Source organism: Vreelandella nigrificans, from assembly GCF_002374315.1.
Classification (GTDB): domain Bacteria; phylum Pseudomonadota; class Gammaproteobacteria; order Pseudomonadales; family Halomonadaceae; genus Vreelandella; species Vreelandella nigrificans.
Map to the genome: position 1 here is coordinate 13,558 of NZ_NWUX01000009.1, position 17,144 is coordinate 30,701.

At 53.8% G+C, this 17,144-nt stretch carries 16 protein-coding genes; 6 read left to right on the forward strand and 10 right to left on the reverse strand.

What is annotated here, in order from left to right; all coding sequences use genetic code 11:
• Window positions 1-135 precede the first annotated feature (135 nt).
• From CPA45_RS11640 to CPA45_RS11660, 5 genes are all read left to right on the forward strand, one after another.
• Window positions 136-972 carry a MurR/RpiR family transcriptional regulator gene (locus CPA45_RS11640; RefSeq protein WP_096651718.1) on the forward strand — a complete coding sequence of 279 codons (837 nt, stop codon included), beginning with the start codon at window positions 136-138 and terminating at the stop codon, window positions 970-972.
• A 13-nt stretch (window positions 973-985) separates the two neighbouring features.
• Complete coding sequence (gene iolG / locus CPA45_RS11645; protein WP_096651719.1) at window positions 986-1,981, forward strand: inositol 2-dehydrogenase; 996 nt, start codon at window positions 986-988, stop codon at window positions 1,979-1,981.
• Window positions 1,982-2,067: 86 nt separating this feature from the next.
• The gene (iolB, locus tag CPA45_RS11650) at window positions 2,068-2,871 is read left to right on the forward strand and encodes a 5-deoxy-glucuronate isomerase (protein WP_096651720.1); all 804 of its coding nucleotides are present in this window, start codon (window positions 2,068-2,070) and stop codon (window positions 2,869-2,871) included.
• A 109-nt stretch (window positions 2,872-2,980) separates the two neighbouring features.
• Window positions 2,981-3,724, forward strand: a complete 744-nt coding sequence (locus tag CPA45_RS11655) for a sulfite exporter TauE/SafE family protein (protein ID WP_096651721.1) — start codon at window positions 2,981-2,983, stop codon at window positions 3,722-3,724.
• A 146-nt stretch (window positions 3,725-3,870) separates the two neighbouring features.
• Window positions 3,871-5,262 (forward strand): alpha-amylase, encoded by a 1,392-nt coding sequence (locus tag CPA45_RS11660; protein ID WP_096651722.1) that lies wholly within the window; start codon window positions 3,871-3,873, stop codon window positions 5,260-5,262.
• A 119-nt stretch (window positions 5,263-5,381) separates the two neighbouring features.
• Here the strand turns inward: CPA45_RS11660 and CPA45_RS11665 are convergent, their stop codons facing one another.
• The 8 genes from CPA45_RS11665 to CPA45_RS11700 form a co-directional block, all read right to left on the reverse strand.
• Window positions 5,382-6,275: an EamA family transporter gene (locus tag CPA45_RS11665; protein WP_096651723.1), complete on the reverse strand. Its 894-nt coding sequence runs from the start codon at window positions 6,273-6,275 to the stop codon at window positions 5,382-5,384.
• On the reverse strand, window positions 6,272-7,090 hold the full coding sequence (gene phnX, locus CPA45_RS11670) for a phosphonoacetaldehyde hydrolase (protein ID WP_096651724.1): 819 nt from the start codon (window positions 7,088-7,090) through the stop codon (window positions 6,272-6,274). The genes CPA45_RS11665 and phnX overlap by 4 nt, the downstream gene beginning before the upstream one ends.
• On the reverse strand, window positions 7,090-8,250 hold the full coding sequence (locus CPA45_RS11675; protein ID WP_096651725.1) for a 2-aminoethylphosphonate--pyruvate transaminase: 1,161 nt from the start codon (window positions 8,248-8,250) through the stop codon (window positions 7,090-7,092). Before CPA45_RS11675 ends, phnX begins: the two co-directional genes overlap by 1 nt.
• A gap of 62 nt (window positions 8,251-8,312) precedes the next feature.
• On the reverse strand, window positions 8,313-10,031 hold the full coding sequence (locus CPA45_RS11680; RefSeq protein WP_244287591.1) for a putative 2-aminoethylphosphonate ABC transporter permease subunit: 1,719 nt from the start codon (window positions 10,029-10,031) through the stop codon (window positions 8,313-8,315).
• Window positions 10,028-11,152, reverse strand: coding sequence for a putative 2-aminoethylphosphonate ABC transporter ATP-binding protein (locus tag CPA45_RS11685; protein ID WP_096651726.1), 1,125 nt, complete (start codon window positions 11,150-11,152; stop codon window positions 10,028-10,030). Before CPA45_RS11685 ends, CPA45_RS11680 begins: the two co-directional genes overlap by 4 nt.
• A gap of 53 nt (window positions 11,153-11,205) precedes the next feature.
• Window positions 11,206-12,243: a putative 2-aminoethylphosphonate ABC transporter substrate-binding protein gene (locus CPA45_RS11690; RefSeq protein WP_096651727.1), complete on the reverse strand. Its 1,038-nt coding sequence runs from the start codon at window positions 12,241-12,243 to the stop codon at window positions 11,206-11,208.
• A gap of 131 nt (window positions 12,244-12,374) precedes the next feature.
• Window positions 12,375-13,085 carry a UTRA domain-containing protein gene (locus CPA45_RS11695; protein WP_096651728.1) on the reverse strand — a complete coding sequence of 237 codons (711 nt, stop codon included), beginning with the start codon at window positions 13,083-13,085 and terminating at the stop codon, window positions 12,375-12,377.
• Entirely contained in the window at window positions 13,078-13,809 is a 732-nt protein-coding gene (locus tag CPA45_RS11700; protein WP_096651729.1) for an HAD family hydrolase, read from the reverse strand. Before CPA45_RS11700 ends, CPA45_RS11695 begins: the two co-directional genes overlap by 8 nt.
• A gap of 272 nt (window positions 13,810-14,081) precedes the next feature.
• On the opposite strand from CPA45_RS11700, the gene CPA45_RS11705 reads away from it, so the two are divergent.
• Window positions 14,082-15,164, forward strand: coding sequence for an HDOD domain-containing protein (locus CPA45_RS11705; protein WP_244287592.1), 1,083 nt, complete (start codon window positions 14,082-14,084; stop codon window positions 15,162-15,164).
• A 63-nt stretch (window positions 15,165-15,227) separates the two neighbouring features.
• Here the strand turns inward: CPA45_RS11705 and CPA45_RS11710 are convergent, their stop codons facing one another.
• Entirely contained in the window at window positions 15,228-16,532 is a 1,305-nt protein-coding gene (locus tag CPA45_RS11710; protein WP_096651730.1) for a TRAP transporter large permease, read from the reverse strand.
• A 30-nt stretch (window positions 16,533-16,562) separates the two neighbouring features.
• Complete coding sequence (locus tag CPA45_RS11715) at window positions 16,563-17,126, reverse strand: TRAP transporter small permease (protein WP_096651731.1); 564 nt, start codon at window positions 17,124-17,126, stop codon at window positions 16,563-16,565.
• Window positions 17,127-17,144: the final 18 nt, after the last annotated feature.

The window sequence follows — 17,144 nt, forward strand, 5'->3', positions numbered from 1 at the left end:
TCCAATCAACTAGACTGCAAAGCAAGCCACCACTTTGCTTATTTTTACGGCAGCCCAGTTTTACAACAGCCCAGCTTTTCATAAGCCTGATGCCTATAAGACGAGTGGTACACGCGTTAACGCTAAGGAATTTGTATGCCGCAGCCGCCACAAAGCTACCGCGAGCTAGAAATGCTGATCACCGCCGAGTACGCCACGCTAAGCAAACGGCTACAGCAAACCGCGCGCTTTATGCTCGACCATCCGCAGGAAGTAGCACTGGCCACCGTGGCCAAAATCGCCGAGCAGGCGGATGTCACGCCATCCACCCTAATTCGCTTGGCCAACAGTTTGGGCTTTAAGGGCTTTTCCGAAATGCAGCAGCTGTTTCGCAGCCGCCTAGTCGATGAGCTGCCTAACTACACCGAGCGGATTCGCGCGGTACGCAGCGCCACCGGGGAAACCCCGGATAGCACTCAGTTGCTGTGGGAGTTTGCTGATGCCAACCGCGCTGTTCTGGAGCAGCTACCCAGCCGCATTGACCCAGCCAGCCTTGAGAAAGCATTGGATATCTTTGAGCAGGCCCATGCCATCCATGTGATGGGCGCGCGGCGCAGCTTTGTCGTAGCAAGCTATATGACCTACGCCCTAGCTCACGTGGATAAACCCGCTTTACTGGTCAGTGGTTTGGGCGGCATGTATGGCGAGCAATTGCGCGCTATGAGCCAACACGATGCGCTGTTAACGATCAGTTTTTCGCCCTATGCCGAAGAGAGCCAACAAGCCTGTGCAGATGCCCATCAACGCGGCCTGCCTATTGTGGTGATCACAGATTCACTGCTTAGCCCCCTCGCCCACTTCGCCGATGTTGTCTTTGTGGTAAATGAAGCCGAGGTAAAAAGTTTTCGAGGCTTAACCGCCTCACTTTGCCTAACCCAAGCCCTGGCGATTGGCCTTGGAGTACGCCAAGACAAGCGCCGCCAAAAACAATAAGAGGAGAATGCATATGAAACTCGCGCTAATCGGCGCTGGACGCATCGGCAAGGTGCATGCCCAGGCCATTTATTCACACCCGGACGTGACCCTGGCCGCCGTGGCCGATTTTCATCAGCCTGCCGCAGAGGCGCTGGCCGAGCAGTACGCCAGCCGAGCGGCCTCGGTGGATGAAATCTTCGCAGATAATGATATTGACGCGGTGCTGATTGCTTCAAGCACGCCCACTCACGCGGAGTATCTAGAAAGGGCTGCCCGCGCGGGCAAGGCAATACTCTGCGAAAAGCCCATCGCCCTGGATTTAGCCCGCACTCGCGACGCCCTTCAAGTGCTTAGCGAACACCCGGTCACCTGCGCGTTAGGCTTTAACCGCCGCCACGATCCTCAGTTTTCGGCACTGAAAAAAGCGATTACCGAAGGGCGTATTGGCGCACTTGAAACGCTGACGATTATCAGCCGCGACCCCTCTCCCCCGCCTGCCGAGTACGTGGCTGAGTCGGGCGGTCTGTTCCGCGACATGATGATTCATGATCTTGATATGGCTCGCTGGCTACTCGATGAACCCATCGAAAGTATCTTTGCCGTCGGCAGTAGCATCATCGACCCAGCGATCGGCGAAGCGGGAGACATGGATACCGCCATGGTCACCCTTACCACGGCCAGCGGAAAGCTTTGCCAAATCAGCAACTCACGACGCGCCTGCTACGGCTACGATCAGCGTATTGAAGCCTTTGGCAGCCTAGGCATGCTGCAAGCCCAAAACGAGAGCGACACCCGACTGCGCTTCACCGGTGAAGCAGGCCAAGTGGAAGACAAGCCCAAGTGGTTCTTCCTGGAGCGCTACGCCCAAGCCTATCAACTTGAAATTGGCGACTTTGTCGCAGCATGGAAAGAGAAACGTGCGCCACTTGCAGGTGCCCAAGATGGCCTAGAGGCATTGCGTTTAGCCGATGCAGCGGAGCGTTCGCTGCGTGAAGGTCGCAAGATTCTGCTCGACGCCTCGCTCTAATTAGACGCAAACGGGTCTGTGGAGACCTTTCATATCGTAAACGGCTAGCTGCCAACAGAGCAGCTAACCATCAGAAGGAGCGATGTATGGCTTCCCTACTGGTACGCCCCACTGAACCAGACGCCCAAGGCACCGTGATTGACGTTACCCCTGAATCGGCTGGCTGGACGCACGTTGGCTTTCGGGTGCATAAACTCGCCAAGGGCCAGCGCCTGGAGGCCAGCAGCGATGATCAGGAAGTCTGCTTAGTGCTGCTCACCGGTCGCGCCACGGTAACTTGCGGCGAGCACCGCTTTGAGGATATTGGCCAACGTATGGATATCTTTGAACAGATTCCACCCTATGCGGTTTACCTACCTGACCATGTTAGCTACGCGGTGGAAGCGACAACGGATTTAGAGCTAGCGGTGTGCGCCGCCCCAGGGCATGGCAATCACGCCCCAAGGCTGATCGCCCCTGACAACATCAAAAAGAGCACCCGTGGCCAGGGAACCAATACCCGCCACGTTCACGATATTCTGCCGGAAACCGAGCCCGCCGATAGTCTACTAGTGGTCGAAGTATTCACACCCGCGGGCAACTGGTCGAGCTATCCGCCCCATAAACACGATGTGGATAACTTACCCCACGAATCATTTCTGGAAGAGACCTACTACCACCGCATTAACCCTGAGCAAGGGTTTGCCTTTCAGCGCGTTTACACCGATGACCGCAGCCTAGATGAAACCATGGCAGTGGAAAACGGCTGCTGCGTGCTGGTGCCTAAAGGCTACCACCCTGTAGGCGCCTCCCATGGCTACTCGCTCTACTACTTAAATGTGATGGCAGGCCCCAAGCGAGCGTGGAAATTCCATAACGATCCCGACCATGAATGGCTGATGAACGCTTGAACAGCTGCCTATTTTGCCTGTAAGGCTTTGCCTAGTGCTATGCTGTTGTGCCCCGCACCCGCGGGGCTTTTTTATGTATGGCTTTTATTACAGACTAATGAGGCCCCTCATGCTTCCCGACTACTCCGTCATCGCCTGGTTGTTAATCATATTTTCTGTTTACCTCACCGGCGTCTCAAAGGGTGGCTTTGCGGGCGGCTTTGGTACACTTTCGGTGCCGCTAATGGCACTGGCGATTAGCCCCACCCAGGCAGCAGGTTTGTTATTACCGCTATTGCTGGTGATGGACGTATTTGCGGTGAAGGCGTGGTGGGGTAAGCAGGATGCCACTGAGGTCTGGCGCTTTGTACCAGGGCTATTTGTGGGTGTAGCCATAGGCACTCTGCTATTTGGTAGTTTAAGCGAACAGGGGCTACGCCTTATTCTCGGCATTATTACCTTACTGTTCGCCACTTACATGCTGCTAAAGCCTGCTGCCAAGAAGCCTATTTCCACCCGTTGGGCGTTGCCAGCGGCAAGTGTCTGCGGTTTTACCAGTTTTATGGCCCATGCTGGCGCGCCGCCGCTGAATGTTTATCTAATGCCGCGCAAACTGCCTAAAGAGACCTTTATAGCGACCTGCGCCGTCTCGTTTGCAGTGGTCAATGTGATCAAACTGGGCCCATATATGTGGCTTGGCGAAGTTAACGTCACTAGCGCTTGGGCATCGCTGTTGTTGGTGCCGGTGGCCTGGTTTGGCGTACGCAATGGCCTGTGGTTGCAAAGCCGCGTCAATGAAGCGCTGTTTTACCGGCTGGTAATTCTGGCGATGTTCGTGGTGGGAATTAACCTAGTCTGGCAGGCAGTGAACTAGCACGTGCTTAATTATTGAGTCACAAAACTTGGCATTCAAATGCACTCCTCCCCTCACCTACGCCCGCTTACTCGTTAACAAGGAGGGTTTGGATCATCTGACATAGCGTCATTTTGTTATTAACAATGACAACACAGGTGATATTCATGTTTTCCAAATATGCTTTCATTCTTGCCGCAGGCACATCATTGGGAATAGGGCTAACTGCCCAACCAGTGAACGCCAACACGTTTGTGCATTTATTTGAGTGGCAATGGGACGATATCGCGCAAGAGTGCGAAAACTGGTTAGGCCCCAAAGGTTATAAAGCCGTGCAAGTGTCACCACCGCAAGAGCACATCCAGGGCGATGCCTGGTGGACGCGCTATCAGCCTGTTAGCTACCAATTGGAAAGTCGAAGCGGTTCCAGCACAGCATTTACCCACATGGTCCAACGCTGTGAAGCGGCGGGGGTCGATGTGTACGTCGACGCCGTGATTAATCACCTAGCCCATGGCAAGGGCCAAGGCACCGCAGGGTCCCACTATGACCACGAGACTCTGAGCTACCCTCATTATCAGCCCCAAGATTTTCACGAGCCTTGCGGCATCGAACAAGACGACTATACCCATAACGCAGATCGTGTTCGCCGTTGCCAGTTGGTTGGCCTTCCCGACCTCAAAACAGGCAACCCTGCCGTGCAAAACAGCATTGCTGAATACCTGGATAGGCTGGCCGAACTAGGTGTGAAGGGCATTCGAATTGATGCCGCTAAACACATGGACCCTAATGATATTGCGCACATTCTAGGGCGATTGGAATATCCGCTTTATGCCTTTCAGGAAGTTATTGACCTAGGAGGCGAAGCGATCAGCGCCGCCGAGTACCAAGGCATTGCCGATATCACCGAGTTTCGTTATAGCGCACACCTAGGTGATATTTTCAATAATCAGCCACTGGTCAACCTCCGTCGGCTGGGCGAAGAGCATGTATTTTTACCCAGCGAAATAGCCATTGTATTTACCGATAACCACGACAATCAACGTGGACATGGTGCCGGAGGTGATAATGTTTTGACACACCAAGACGGTAGCCTTTACCGCCTAGCCAATATGTTTATGCTTGCGTGGCCTTACGGCTATCCCAAAATCATGTCGAGCTACACATTTACTGACAGTGACCAAGGCCCACCAAAAACAGCGGTATATCAACAAGAAGAAATTCAGTGTGGAGAAGCCTGGGTATGCGAACACCGCTGGCCCGAGATTGCCAATATGGTCGCATTCCGCCAACATACTGAGGACGCAGGCGTTACGCACTGGTGGGATAACGGCAACAACCAAATAGCGTTTAGCCGAGACACTCAAGGCTTTATTGCTATTAACCGTGAACACAACGATTTAACACGCACGTTCGACACCGACATGGCCGATGGCCACTATCAAAACGTCGTGGATGATGATCAATGTGTCGCCGTTGAAGACGGGCAACTCACGCTAAACATCCCTAGTATGTCTGCCGCCGCGTTTCATGTCGGCGCCCCCTGCCCAGCGCCATAACTCTGGGTATGCGATACAGGTCCTCGCCCCCTCAGCCGCTGCCTCACTAGCATTTATTTGCTATCGCTTGGCGGTTGATCATGTTTTCCGCTTATTGGTCGGCGCTGCAAGGTACGGTTTTACAGCGCGACAAGCACCAGCCCCAAGAGCATTACCAATGTACCGACGGCTTTGGCCGTCGATGCTGGCTCTTTTAGCCATAGCACGCCCATCAATACACCCACTGGGATAGACAACTGACGCAGCGCCACGATGTAACTGACTTCTTCTGTGAGCGCTAGGGCGATTAATACCAGGCCGTAGGTGCAGGTCATCATCAGGCCTGTGGCGACTAGCATGGTTAATCCCTGCTGGCGCAGCGCAGGTAGGCGGCGGCGCTCCGTCGGTAGCAGCGCCAGTAGCGGGAGCGCCCAGGTTAGCGTCATCAACGCTTGCAGCACCATGAACACCGCTCCGGCGGTTAACCCGCTATGCCCCACACCCTGCATTAACCCCAACGCCTGCTTATCTATTAGTGAGTAACCAACAGTGCCTACCGCTGCCAGCAACGCAAAGCCCATGGCAGGTGTGAGGTAGGTGGATAGCCTGCGCGCGTCTGGGTGGCTAAGCGGCAGGCAAAGTGCGCCAGCCACTACTAATGCCATGCCAATGCCATCCCAACCATCCAGCACGCGATTACCCAGCAGCGCAATGGAGACCAACGGTACCAGCACCACCGGCAGCGCCCGAGCGATGGGGTAAAGCACACTGACTTCACCTCGGGCATAGGCCCAGGCTAAGCCTCCCATATAGAGCATTTGGCACAGTCCAGAAAGCGCCAGCCAGCCCCAGAATGCAGTTGGCAGCGCGCTCAACGATGGCCCCAACCATAACAGCGGAATAAGCACTGCCCCACCTGCACCGTAGGCCAAGGAAAACGCTCCCAACGAAGGTGCATTGCGTTTCCCCAGTACGTTCCACCCGGCATGCATACATACCGAAACCAGCACTAATGTTAAGGCGGCTGGACTCAAGGACGCTCTCCCTGTTGAAGACGACGATTAATGGCCTCGACCACGTCGGGCAATTCGGCAATGGTGGCAATGCAGTAGTGCGGTTGTGATGAGGCAAACTGGGCAGCCACACGCTTATGAGCAGCCTGCCGCTCTGCCTCGCTAAGCGCCTGGTACTGATCAAAGGTTAATCCCAGGGCATTGCCCGAGCAGGTAAGTGCGACGGTCCACATACCAGCACTGCGCCCTTCAAGAATACCCGGCGTGGTATCGTCGACTTTCACGCAGGCGGCTACATCACTAATGCCCAAGGCAATCACATTGGCCAGTGCCTGGGCAGGGTACGGGCGGCCATTGGGCACTTCATCGGTGGCCACCACATGATCCAGTTGCAAGCCGTTGGCCGCTGCCAGGGAGACGACTTTTTCCATTACCACTGCAGGGTAGCCAGAGCATGAACCAATTTTCAGCCCCTGGGCACGCAGCGTGGTTAAGGTATCGAGCGCCCTAGGAATCACCGCCGAATGGTCCGCAATCTTGGCAATTTGCAGTGGCATAAAGCGCTCATAAAGCGCCGTTACATCGGCATCAGAAGGCACATGGCCCACCGCCTGGGCAAAACGTTCTGCGAGGATCGGTTGGTTGCACAGGGTGCGAATATGGTCCCACTTGCCCATGCCCATAGGGCCGCGGGCCTCTTCCAGACTAATCGCCACGCCCAGTTCGGCAAAGGCTTCGACAAAGATCTGGGTCGGCGCAAAAGAGCCAAAATCGACCAGCGTGCCCGCCCAATCGCAGATAATCGCTTGAAGGCATTGGGGAGATTGATACTGCATTAGGCACTCCCTGAGTGTGCAGATAGGTTAGCAAGAAGAGAAACACCCATCTCGGTTAGCGCTTCTTGAATGGCACTTAGCAGTTGGGCAATTACCGTAATGCCTAGCTGTCCGATACAACCGATGCGAAAGCTTTCTACCTCAGTCAATTTGCCGGGGTAGATTAAAAACCCACGCGCCTTTAGCGTCGCGTAGAAGACGCCAAACTCAAAGGCTGGGTCAGAAGGGCTTAAAAACGTGGTGATAATAGGCGATAGCCATTCATCGTCTAGCAGCGTACTAAAGCCTAGCGCTTGCATACCTTTAACCAGCGCATCTCGATTGCGGGTATAGCGCGCGCAGCGCCCTGCTACTCCGCCCTCTTCTCGGTGCTGGGCAAGCGCTGCCTGAAAGGCCACTACACTGTGGGTAGGAGGGGTAAAGCGCCACTGTCCAGTGCGCTCCATATAGTCCCACTGGGCATGTAAATCCAGGCTCAGCGAGTGAGCGCGCCCCTTACCTGCAGCAAGCAGCGTTTGGCGAATGATCACAAAACCAAAGCCCGGCACACCCTCGATGCACTTATTGGCAGAGGAGATGAGTACATCGATGGGCGTCTGTACCACGCTGATCGGTACGCCACCAAACGAGCTCATGGCGTCCACTATCAGCGTTTTTCCGTGAGCGCGCACCACCTCAGCGATGGATTCCAGTGGGTTTAGAATCCCCGAGCTGGTTTCACAGTGAACCAAAAACACCGTGGTAATTTCAGAATCTTGCCGCAGCAATGCCGCCACTTCTTTGGGCTGTGGCGGTAAGTAATCACCTTTATCCAGCGTCACATAGCGGCGGCCCATCATATCGAGTAGCTGGGCAGCTCGCTTTCCGTAAGCACCGTTCATTAACACCAGTACTTTGTCGTTGGGGTCGGTGGCGCAGGCAAGCGCACTTTCAACGGCAAAGGTGCCACTGCCCTGCATGGGTACACAGGCGTACTCATCGCTTGGCGCTTCCGCCATAGCGAGCAGTTGAGCGCGAATACTGGCAGTGACCTGATTAAAGTCTTCATCCCAAGAGCCCCAGTCACGCATCATCGCCGCTTTGGTAGCGTGGGAGGTAGTTAGTGGCCCAGGGGTTAATAAATAGGGCTCTTTTACGTCATGAATTACGTTGTCAATCATTTGGTCTATACCAGATATTAATCGCAGGTTAGCCGTTAGCACAGCGACTGTCTATTTATCGCCTATCCCGCTTGGCGCCAGCGCTGGGCGTTATTTAATAGAACGTGGGTAAGTGCAGCATGAAGCAGTTTAACCACCAGCGAGGTCAGGAAGATCAGCACCGCCATGGCCGCAGCGCTGGCAAAGTAGCCCGCCTCGTCCAAGTGCAGCACCGCCACCGAGGCAAGCCGCGTATCACTGTTATAGAGAAACACCACCGCTGAAACCGTCGTCATCGCATTGACGAACAGGTACACCGAAATATCCAGCACGGCGGGCAGCGACACCGGTAGCGTCACCCGGCTGAATGTGGTCCAGAACGGTACTTTCAGAGAGGCACCCACGGCTTCAAACTCAGGATCAAGCTGTTTAAGTGCAGTGACCGAAGTGAGATGGCATACCGTGTAAAAGTGCACCAACGTGTTCAGCACCAGAATTGCCATGGTGCCGTATAGCCAGTTAAGAGGGTTACCCGCCTGATTGAAGAAAAAGATATAGGCCAGCCCCAAGACCATGCCAGGAACTGCCATAGGCAGCATGGCCATAAAGTGCAGCCCCTGGCGCAGCGGGCGGTAGCCTTCGCTCTTTTCAATTAACCAGGCGTTAAAGAAGATCACCAGTGTGCCGATCAGTGCCACGCTAAAGGCCAGTTTAAGTGAGTTAAACCACGCACCCCAGCCACCACCGCCTAAGCCTTGAAAGGTATAGTGCTGCAGCGTAAACGACAGGTTATAGGGCCAAAACTGTATCAGCGAGGCATACACCGCCGTGCCGATCACCAGCAAGATGATGCCCGCGACGGCGTAGCACAGCAGCGCAAAGGTCCAATCTCGTAGTGGACTAGGTGTTGGCTGCCACGGCACTGCCCGGGCTGAAAGCTGAGCCACTTGGCGCCGCTGTATCCAGCGATCAACAATAAACGAGAGCACCGCAGGCAGCAGCAGGATAACGCTGACCACCGCACCCATTTGGAAGTTCTGCTGGCCCACCACCTGGCGATACACATCGGTGGCTAACACACTGAATTGACCACCGATGATTTTCGGCACACCAAAATCGGTAATCGCCAATGTAAACACCACAAACAGGCAGGAAATTAGCCCGTAGCGAACACCAGGTAGGGTAATCGTTAAAAACGTTCGCCACTTCGGTGTACCCAGCGCTTCAGCCGCTTCGTAGAGGCGTGCATCACTATTGGTCAGTGCAGTGGTCAGCAGCATTAATGCGTGGGGAAAAATCCAGAAGCTCATGCCCATCACAATGCCGATGGGCCCATAAATCGAGTGGCCGGCCAGAACGTCGCGTAAAAATCCTTGATTGCCGAACAGGTAAACCAAACTAATAGCAGGCAGCAGCGACGGTGCCAAAATAGGCAGAATCGCTAGCATACGAAACAGTCGCTTGCCCGGCATGCAGGTACGGGTAATGCCGTAAGCACATAGAAACGCCAAGCTCACCACGCTGACAGTAGCCATCAATGCCACGCTCAACGAGTTGGCGATGGAGTTAACCAGCGCGGGGGTTTGAAAATAGCGAATGAAGTTAGCAAGTCCAATAAAGTCGCCGCTGCGATCCTGAACACTTTTGACCAGCATCGCGAATAGCGGAAACAGTAGCCCCACCACCAGCAGCGCAACGCCTGCGAGCAATACCAGCAAACGGATTAACGCCTCAGGTGCAACATTCACGCCACGCCTTGGCAAAGACTTGGGGAAAGCCTTAGGCAAAGAGCTGTCCGTCATAGGGTATTACTCCCCGCCGGATAGAGCCGTGCTGCCTCAGCAGGTAGATGAATACCCAGCGTCTGCCCCATATGAAGGCCTAAGGTGGTACTGTCACGGCTGGGAACATCAGCCAGCAGTGTTTGGTTAGCGCCTGCTAGCTGCAGGGTAACGCGCTGAAAAGCGCCCAGGAATTCAATGTCAGTGACCTCGCCCGCCAGCCCTCCCACTTGGCGTGTTAACGCAACCGCTTCCGGGCGCACTGCTAACCGTGCAGCCCCCCCTACCGGTAAGCAATGGGGCAGGCAGGTTAATCGCACTGCTGCTAGCGTCACTTGCTCGGCGCTGTGTACCGCCACATCGAGGAAATTCATGGTACCGATAAACGATGCCACAAAGGCACTGGCAGGTTGGTGGTAAATCTCCGCGGGGGTACCCACTTGTTCAATCACACCATGGTTCATCACCACAATGCGGTCGGCCATCGTCAGCGCTTCTTCCTGATCATGGGTGACCATAATGGTGGTCACCCCCAGACGTGCCTGGAGCGCTTTAATCTGGCTGCGCAAATGACCGCGCACTCGGGCATCCAGTGCCGAGAGCGGCTCATCAAGCAGCAATAAACCTGGCTCTGTTGCTAGAGCCCTTGCCAACGCAACCCGCTGCTGCTGGCCGCCGGAAAGCGCCGCTGGGTACTTCTGTTCGCTGCCGCTGAGGTTGACCAACGCTAGCAGTTCAGCCACCCGGGCATTGATACGCGCCCGATCTACCCGGCGGTTACGCAGCCCATAAGCAACGTTGTTAAACACTGTTAGGTTGGGGAACAGCGCATAAGATTGAAACACAATGCCGAAATCCCGTGCCTGGGGCGGCAGTGTGGAGATATCGTTGCCGCGCTGGTTCAGCGTGCCGGATGTCTGGCGGGCAAGCCCGGCGATGGTGCGCAGTAGAGTGGTTTTACCGCAGCCGGAGGGTCCTAGAAAACAGACAAACTCCCCTTCTTTAATGGTTAGGGAAATATTGTCCAGGGCGGTAAAGCTGCCAAAACACTTAGTCACCGCTTCAATACATAAATGCGGCGTTGTTTGGGTCATCACCGTCGGTGAGTCCGCTGTCAGCAGCGAGGTCATAGTGGTTTGCATAACATCTCCAAACCCCGGCATTAAAGCCGGGGCAACTAATCGCGAATCTCGGCTTACTGTTCGGTTTTACCGTCATAGCGGCGCTGCCATTCGGCCAGCACGCGCTCGCGGTTAACCGCTGCCCACTGGAAGTCAGCGTCGATCATGCGATCGGTAATATCGGAGGGGTAGTTTTCGATCGGCTGTGCCACACCTGGGTAGGCCACCACCGCATAGCCTTCGTTATAAAGCTCGTTGGCTTCTCGGGATACAATCCAGTCCATCAGCGTTTGTGCGGCGTCGAGTTTATTCGTGCCTTCCACAATAGCGGCGGCTTCCATGTCCCAACCCAGGCCCTCTTCAGGGAAGACAACCTCGATCGGTGCGCCCTGGGATTTCAAACGTGCTGCGCGGAAAGCAAAGGACACACCAATTACTGCTTCACCGGTGGCAGCCAGGCTGCAAGGCGCTGAGCCAGAGTGGGTATAGCGAGCGATATTGTTATGCAGGCGATCCATGTACTCCCAGCCCTGCTCTTCGCCCCACAGCTGCAGCCAGCTGGCCACGTCCAGGTAGCCAGTGCCGGACGAATTGGGGTTGGGCATGATCACATGGCCTGCATATTCAGGCTGGGTCAGATCTTCCCAGGAAGCCGGCATCGGCACGCCATGGCGTTCGCCCTCAATAGTGTTGTAGCAAATAGCAGCTACCCAGGCGTCCATGCCTACCCAGGCGGGGTCTTCGCCATCCTGATAGGCTGGGTCGACAAACTTAGCGTCTAAGTTATCCACGCCTTCAGGCGCGTAGCGCGCTAGCATGTCCTCTTCTTCCAGTACCAGCAGGCTAGTGGCGGCCAGGCCCCAGATCACGTCGGCTTGAGGATTATTTTTTTCCGCCAGTAAGCGAGCGGTAATCACGCCGGTAGAGTCGCGCACCCAGTTAATGGTGATATCGGGATGGGCGGCGTTAAAACGCTCGGCGTATTTTTGTAGGTCATCTGACTCAACAGCGGTGTAAACCGTCAACTCAGTGGCATGAGCAGCACTAGAAAGCGCTAGGGCAACAGCGCCAGCAACGAGTGTAGGTTGGACAAAGCGATGAAAAGTAGGCATGGCGGTCTTCCGATGGCTTGGTATAGACCAGAAGTTTGCCGCCATTAAGTGACAGTGCGATGACGCTTGTTTGAACGATTTTTTAAGTTGTGATGTACGCGCTTCAAAGCCCGCTTATCAAACTAACTCAGCTACTGCTGGCCAGAGAGCTCCACGCTAATACACAGCGCATCGTGTAACCAGTGCTCCTCATCAAACTCAATGGGGCGCTGCTGATCATCTAAAATAGCGCGGCAAATGTTTAGCCCTGCGGTGCCAGGTGCAACAAATAGCTCTTCAGCATCCACTGGTGCAAGCGCTTCAGACACCATGCGGATGGAGCGGTTGGCCAAGTGGTGGCCCCAGCGCCCACGCAACAGCCCCCATAGCGACTGGTCGGTATAGATGCCTAATAGCTCTGGGGCACGCTCCGGCACCACCCATAGCGACTCCACTAATACTGCTCGGTTATCCACGTAGCGGCGACGGCGGATATGGTGAAACGGTTGGTCATCCGACAGCCCCAGAGCACGCGCAGCGGGAAGGTGCGGACGTGTTTCCATGCCCAACACGACAGTATACGGTTGCCGGCCCTGAGCCCGTACATAGTCATTAAAACCTGCATCCCGAGTGGGGTCGTAAACCAAACGCGCAGGCGAAACAAACCAGCCGCGCCTGTTACTGCGGTGAATAAGGCCCTCCCCCTCCAGTTGTCCCAGCGCCTGTCTGAGGGTCACGCGGGTAGTAGCAAAACGTTCGGCCAGCGTTCGTTCAGCGGGTAACTTTCGTTCCCCCTGGGCGTTATTTTGATCGATCAGATAACGCAGTTGTTCGGTTAACTGTAAGTAGTAGGCATCAGACATGTACCGATTGTCCTGGCGAGGCGTTGGATGACGAAACGCCTGATGGCGCTGACGTTCGCCAGTCTAAGCGCCGCCATCCTTCAACGCTAGCTACCTCAGCTAATACCGGGTCTGGGTTTACCGCTACAGGGCAATCAACATATTGCAGTAACGGTAAATCATTGCGGGAATCTGAGTAAAAAGTGGTGTGGCTGGGGATGATTTTCTGCTCAGCGAGCCACTGCTGAAGACGCAGCACCTTACCACCACGATAAGAGAAGATGCCTTCGCTTTGGCCGGTATAGCGTGCTTCTTCGTTAACGCCACGCTCTATACTGAGCTCTACCGCCAGCACGTGCTCTATCCCTAAGGTAGCCGCAATAGGCGCGACCAAGTGGCACGACGAAGCGGAAATCAACACCAGGGTATCGCCAGCCTGACGGTGTGCTTCTATGCATGCCCAGGCTTGCTCAAAAATACGCGGCTGCAGATGCGTAGCAACAAAGCGCTCAACTTCTTTGTCCACATCCGACACCCGGCGACCACGCAGGGGGGCCAGGGTCATGGCAAGATACTCTTCCAATTTCAACTTGCCTGCATGATAAGCCTGTTGCATCTGCTCTGCGCGCTTCATAAACGTTCCAGCATCGCTAATCCAACCTTGCTCTATCATCCATAAATTCCAGCGGTCGCTGCAGTCTCCATCCAGGAGGGTGTCATCAAGGTCAAACAGGGCCAGACGCATGGTAGCACTCCTATCTTCGCGGGTTGGCGGTGCGTAGGGTATGCTAAAGGTGATGACAGAAAGATGACGCTGGCTATGAGGGTCAGGCGGCAGTTGGAGCGCCCGACACCAACTCAATAAAAGTCTATCAACTTACAAAGCACAAACGACTATCTTCTCTCATTTACACTATCCGTCTATGGCAATGCCAACACTTTCTGGGTATATGGTAAAATCCATGAAATACATCATGATGGCTGGTCACTACGCTTAAAAGTGCGCTAGGAGAGAACGTGATTAAACTTTCGACTAAGGATGAAGTACTCTACGTAACACTTACTGAAGCACTTCCTAGTTTTCTGATCAGCGATTTTCTTAAGTGCCAGCGCTTGCCATCGCTTCCCTCAGTCGCATTGCGCATACTTGAATTAACGCAATCTTCAGATGCGACTATTAGCGATTGTGCCAATACAATTGAGCATGACCCAGCATTAACGACTCGGCTAATATCACTATCAAATAGCGTGCACCACACTCGTTCCGCCCATCAGGCACAGACTTGCCTTGAGGCTATTCAGCGTTTGGGGCTTGATGCGACATTAACCGTTGTACTGAGCTTTAATCTTTTTAAGCACCCTAGTAAGGGGGCCAAGCATACAAAAATTTGGCAGCGATCAATTATGTCTGCGCTTATAGCGCGCCAGTTGGCTGAACAAGCGTGTCCTAAACAGGCAGGTAATGCTTTTACAGCGGCTCTCCTGCAGGACATAGGGATATTGGCGTTAAGCGTGACATATCCTGAGCACGCCGATGAACTATATATTGATAGCCCAATACCGCATGCCCTCCTCATAGAAGAAGAGAAACGTTTTTTTGGTTGTGGCCACACCCTTATTGGAGCTTGGCTTGCCGCAAAATGGGGTATCCCAACGGCTATGGTTAACGCGATTCGCTTTAGCCATGACAGTTATACAACTGGGAGCCTTATGGAAATGTGTGTGCGCATCTCTGGGCCTATGGCGGATGCTTGTTTTTCAACTACTCCCGAAGAACAGCTTGCCGCGCTTATGCATGATTTAAACACCATGGTCGGTATTCCCTCCTTCTCACTTCAACGCGTGTTGCAAGAAGTTCAGCCTAAAATGGAACTCATCGCCAAAACACTGATGATGGACACCCCATTAACTATTGACCCACAAGAGCTGCTTGAAAGTGCGCAACAGCTCTTGCTAAACCATACACTCGTACTCAATAGTCGCAGAGAAACTCAGCACAAAGCATTAAATACACTACGCCAAAGGTATGGTGCTCAGGATAGGTTTAGTAAAGACACCGCGTTCAACAAGCTCCGTCTTCCCCCAAATACCAAATCTTAATCCGCCTCGACCAGAGCAGCATGCACTTTATCAAGCACTCTGGTCGCGACGGCCATCATCAGGTTACCGGTTCATCGCCTGAGGTAGGTATAGGGCAATCTCGGGAAAGATATGCATAAGCGCAATAGCCAATGCCATTAGCAGAAAGAAAGGCAGCGTCGCCTTAGTGATAGTAAAAATATCTTTACCCGTTAGCCCCTGAATAACAAACAGGTTAAAGCCTACCGGTGGGGTTATCTGCGACATTTCGACAACGATAACCAAGTAAATACCGAACCAAATCAGGTCGAATCCAGCGGCACTGACAACCGGCATAATAATAGCGGTAACCAGCAAAATCAGCGAAATACCGTCAAGAAAGCAGCCCATGATGAGCAACAGTAACGTTAGCGCTATTAGCAGCATGGTCGGCGAAAGTCCCATTTCTCCAATGGAGCGCGCTAGCTGCATCGGCACTTGGGTAAAGCCCATGGCTGAGGTAAGAAACGAGGCACCAGCAATAATAAACGCAATCATGCATGCAGTACGCACAGCGGCAAACAGCGAGCTGGTAAATATCTCGCGGTTAAAGTGGCCATTGAAATATGCGATCACCATGGAGAGTACAACACCCACCGCAGCTGCTTCCGTGGGTGACGCAAGTCCACCATAAATTGTTACGATAATCCCGCCAATCAGCAACAAAATAGGTACTAGCGCCCAGGTGTTACGAAGTTTTTCAACAAAGCTCATGCTTGACTCATCAGCGCCGGTTAAACCTTCTCGATTACCTTTGACTAATGCCCAAAGCACCAAGTAAGTCATAAACATCGCTAATATCATCAAGCCTGGCCCAATACCCGCCATAAACAAACGTGAAATTGACTGCTCGGTGACCACGCCGTAAACAATCAGCACGATAGACGGGGGGATTAGCAACCCAAGCGTCGAGGCACTCGCCAAAGTGCCAATCGCCATATTGCTGTCATAACCTCTGCGCTCAAGCTCTGGCAGAGTCATTTTGCCGACGGTTGCGCAGGTTGCCGCAGAGGAGCCACACACGGCTGCAAACATACCGCTACCAATCACATTGGTATGTAGCAAACGCCCCGGCAGGCGGTTTAGCCAAGGTGACAGGCCACGAAACATATTGTCAGCAAGCCCTGAGCGAAACAGAATTTCTCCCATCCAGATAAACATTGGCAGTGCTGTTAAGTCCCAGCCATAACTTGCGCCCCAAAAGTCGGAAGCTAAAATTGGTCCCGGCGAAAAGGGGCTAAAAAACTCTAGCGCAATCCATGCAGTGCCGATTAATGCAAAGGCGATCCACACCCCGCTACCCAGTAACAATACCAGGGTAAAAACAGTAGCCAAACTTAGTAATAGCACAGGTAATTCTCCAGGGTAGAAAGCTCAGACTTAGTGCATTTCACTGTCGTCAGTCGCTGTGGCCTCACGAAAACTGGAGGGGTCACGAGCGGCAATACGCAGCGCCATGAACAGGGCTTCAGCAAGCGCCAAGCACAGCAGTCCTACGCTGGTAGCGAGAACGGTTTGGGGGATCCAGAGGGGAATCGCTAAAAAACCTGATGAAACATCGTTGTACTGCAGGCTCTCTCTCGCCAACTCAATCAGGCCATACCCTAGTAACAGGCTGATCGCCAACGCGACAAGCAAGCCAAACACTTCAAACCAAACACGGATTGCCGACGGCAACCGCGAAATTAGCAACGTCACACGAATATGTGCGTGATGCACAAAGGTATAAGCAAGCCCTAGAAACGTGGCACCAACTAATAGATAAGCCGCCATCTCAGAGACACCGGTGATGCTAATACCTAAGCGGCCTTGACCCACTAATATTAGCAGCGCATCGAGGAGACGAAATGTGACTTGCAGTGCAATCAGCGCGCAAATAGCGACCATGCACGCTGCAGCACCCCACGCTCCAAGGCGGTAGAGTTTATCGAATTTAAACGTCATGTTCGCAGTCCCATAAAG

Excerpts from the sequence above, each read along its gene's own strand:
- CPA45_RS11640 (WP_096651718.1), top strand. The coding sequence starts at position 136 with ATGCCGCAGCCGCCACAAAGCTACCGCGAGCTAGAAATGCTGATCACC.
- iolG (WP_096651719.1), top strand. The coding sequence starts at position 986 with ATGAAACTCGCGCTAATCGGCGCTGGACGCATCGGCAAGGTGCATGCC.
- iolB (WP_096651720.1), top strand. The coding sequence starts at position 2,068 with ATGGCTTCCCTACTGGTACGCCCCACTGAACCAGACGCCCAAGGCACC.
- CPA45_RS11655 (WP_096651721.1), top strand. The coding sequence starts at position 2,981 with ATGCTTCCCGACTACTCCGTCATCGCCTGGTTGTTAATCATATTTTCT.
- CPA45_RS11660 (WP_096651722.1), top strand. The coding sequence starts at position 3,871 with ATGTTTTCCAAATATGCTTTCATTCTTGCCGCAGGCACATCATTGGGA.
- phnX (WP_096651724.1), bottom strand. The coding sequence starts at position 7,090 with ATGCAGTATCAATCTCCCCAATGCCTTCAAGCGATTATCTGCGATTGG.
- CPA45_RS11675 (WP_096651725.1), bottom strand. The coding sequence starts at position 8,250 with ATGATTGACAACGTAATTCATGACGTAAAAGAGCCCTATTTATTAACC.
- CPA45_RS11680 (WP_244287591.1), bottom strand. The coding sequence starts at position 10,031 with ATGACGGACAGCTCTTTGCCTAAGGCTTTCCCCAAGTCTTTGCCAAGG.
- CPA45_RS11685 (WP_096651726.1), bottom strand. The coding sequence starts at position 11,152 with ATGCAAACCACTATGACCTCGCTGCTGACAGCGGACTCACCGACGGTG.
- CPA45_RS11690 (WP_096651727.1), bottom strand. The coding sequence starts at position 12,243 with ATGCCTACTTTTCATCGCTTTGTCCAACCTACACTCGTTGCTGGCGCT.
- CPA45_RS11695 (WP_096651728.1), bottom strand. The coding sequence starts at position 13,085 with ATGTCTGATGCCTACTACTTACAGTTAACCGAACAACTGCGTTATCTG.
- CPA45_RS11700 (WP_096651729.1), bottom strand. The coding sequence starts at position 13,809 with ATGCGTCTGGCCCTGTTTGACCTTGATGACACCCTCCTGGATGGAGAC.
- CPA45_RS11715 (WP_096651731.1), bottom strand. The coding sequence starts at position 17,126 with ATGACGTTTAAATTCGATAAACTCTACCGCCTTGGAGCGTGGGGTGCT.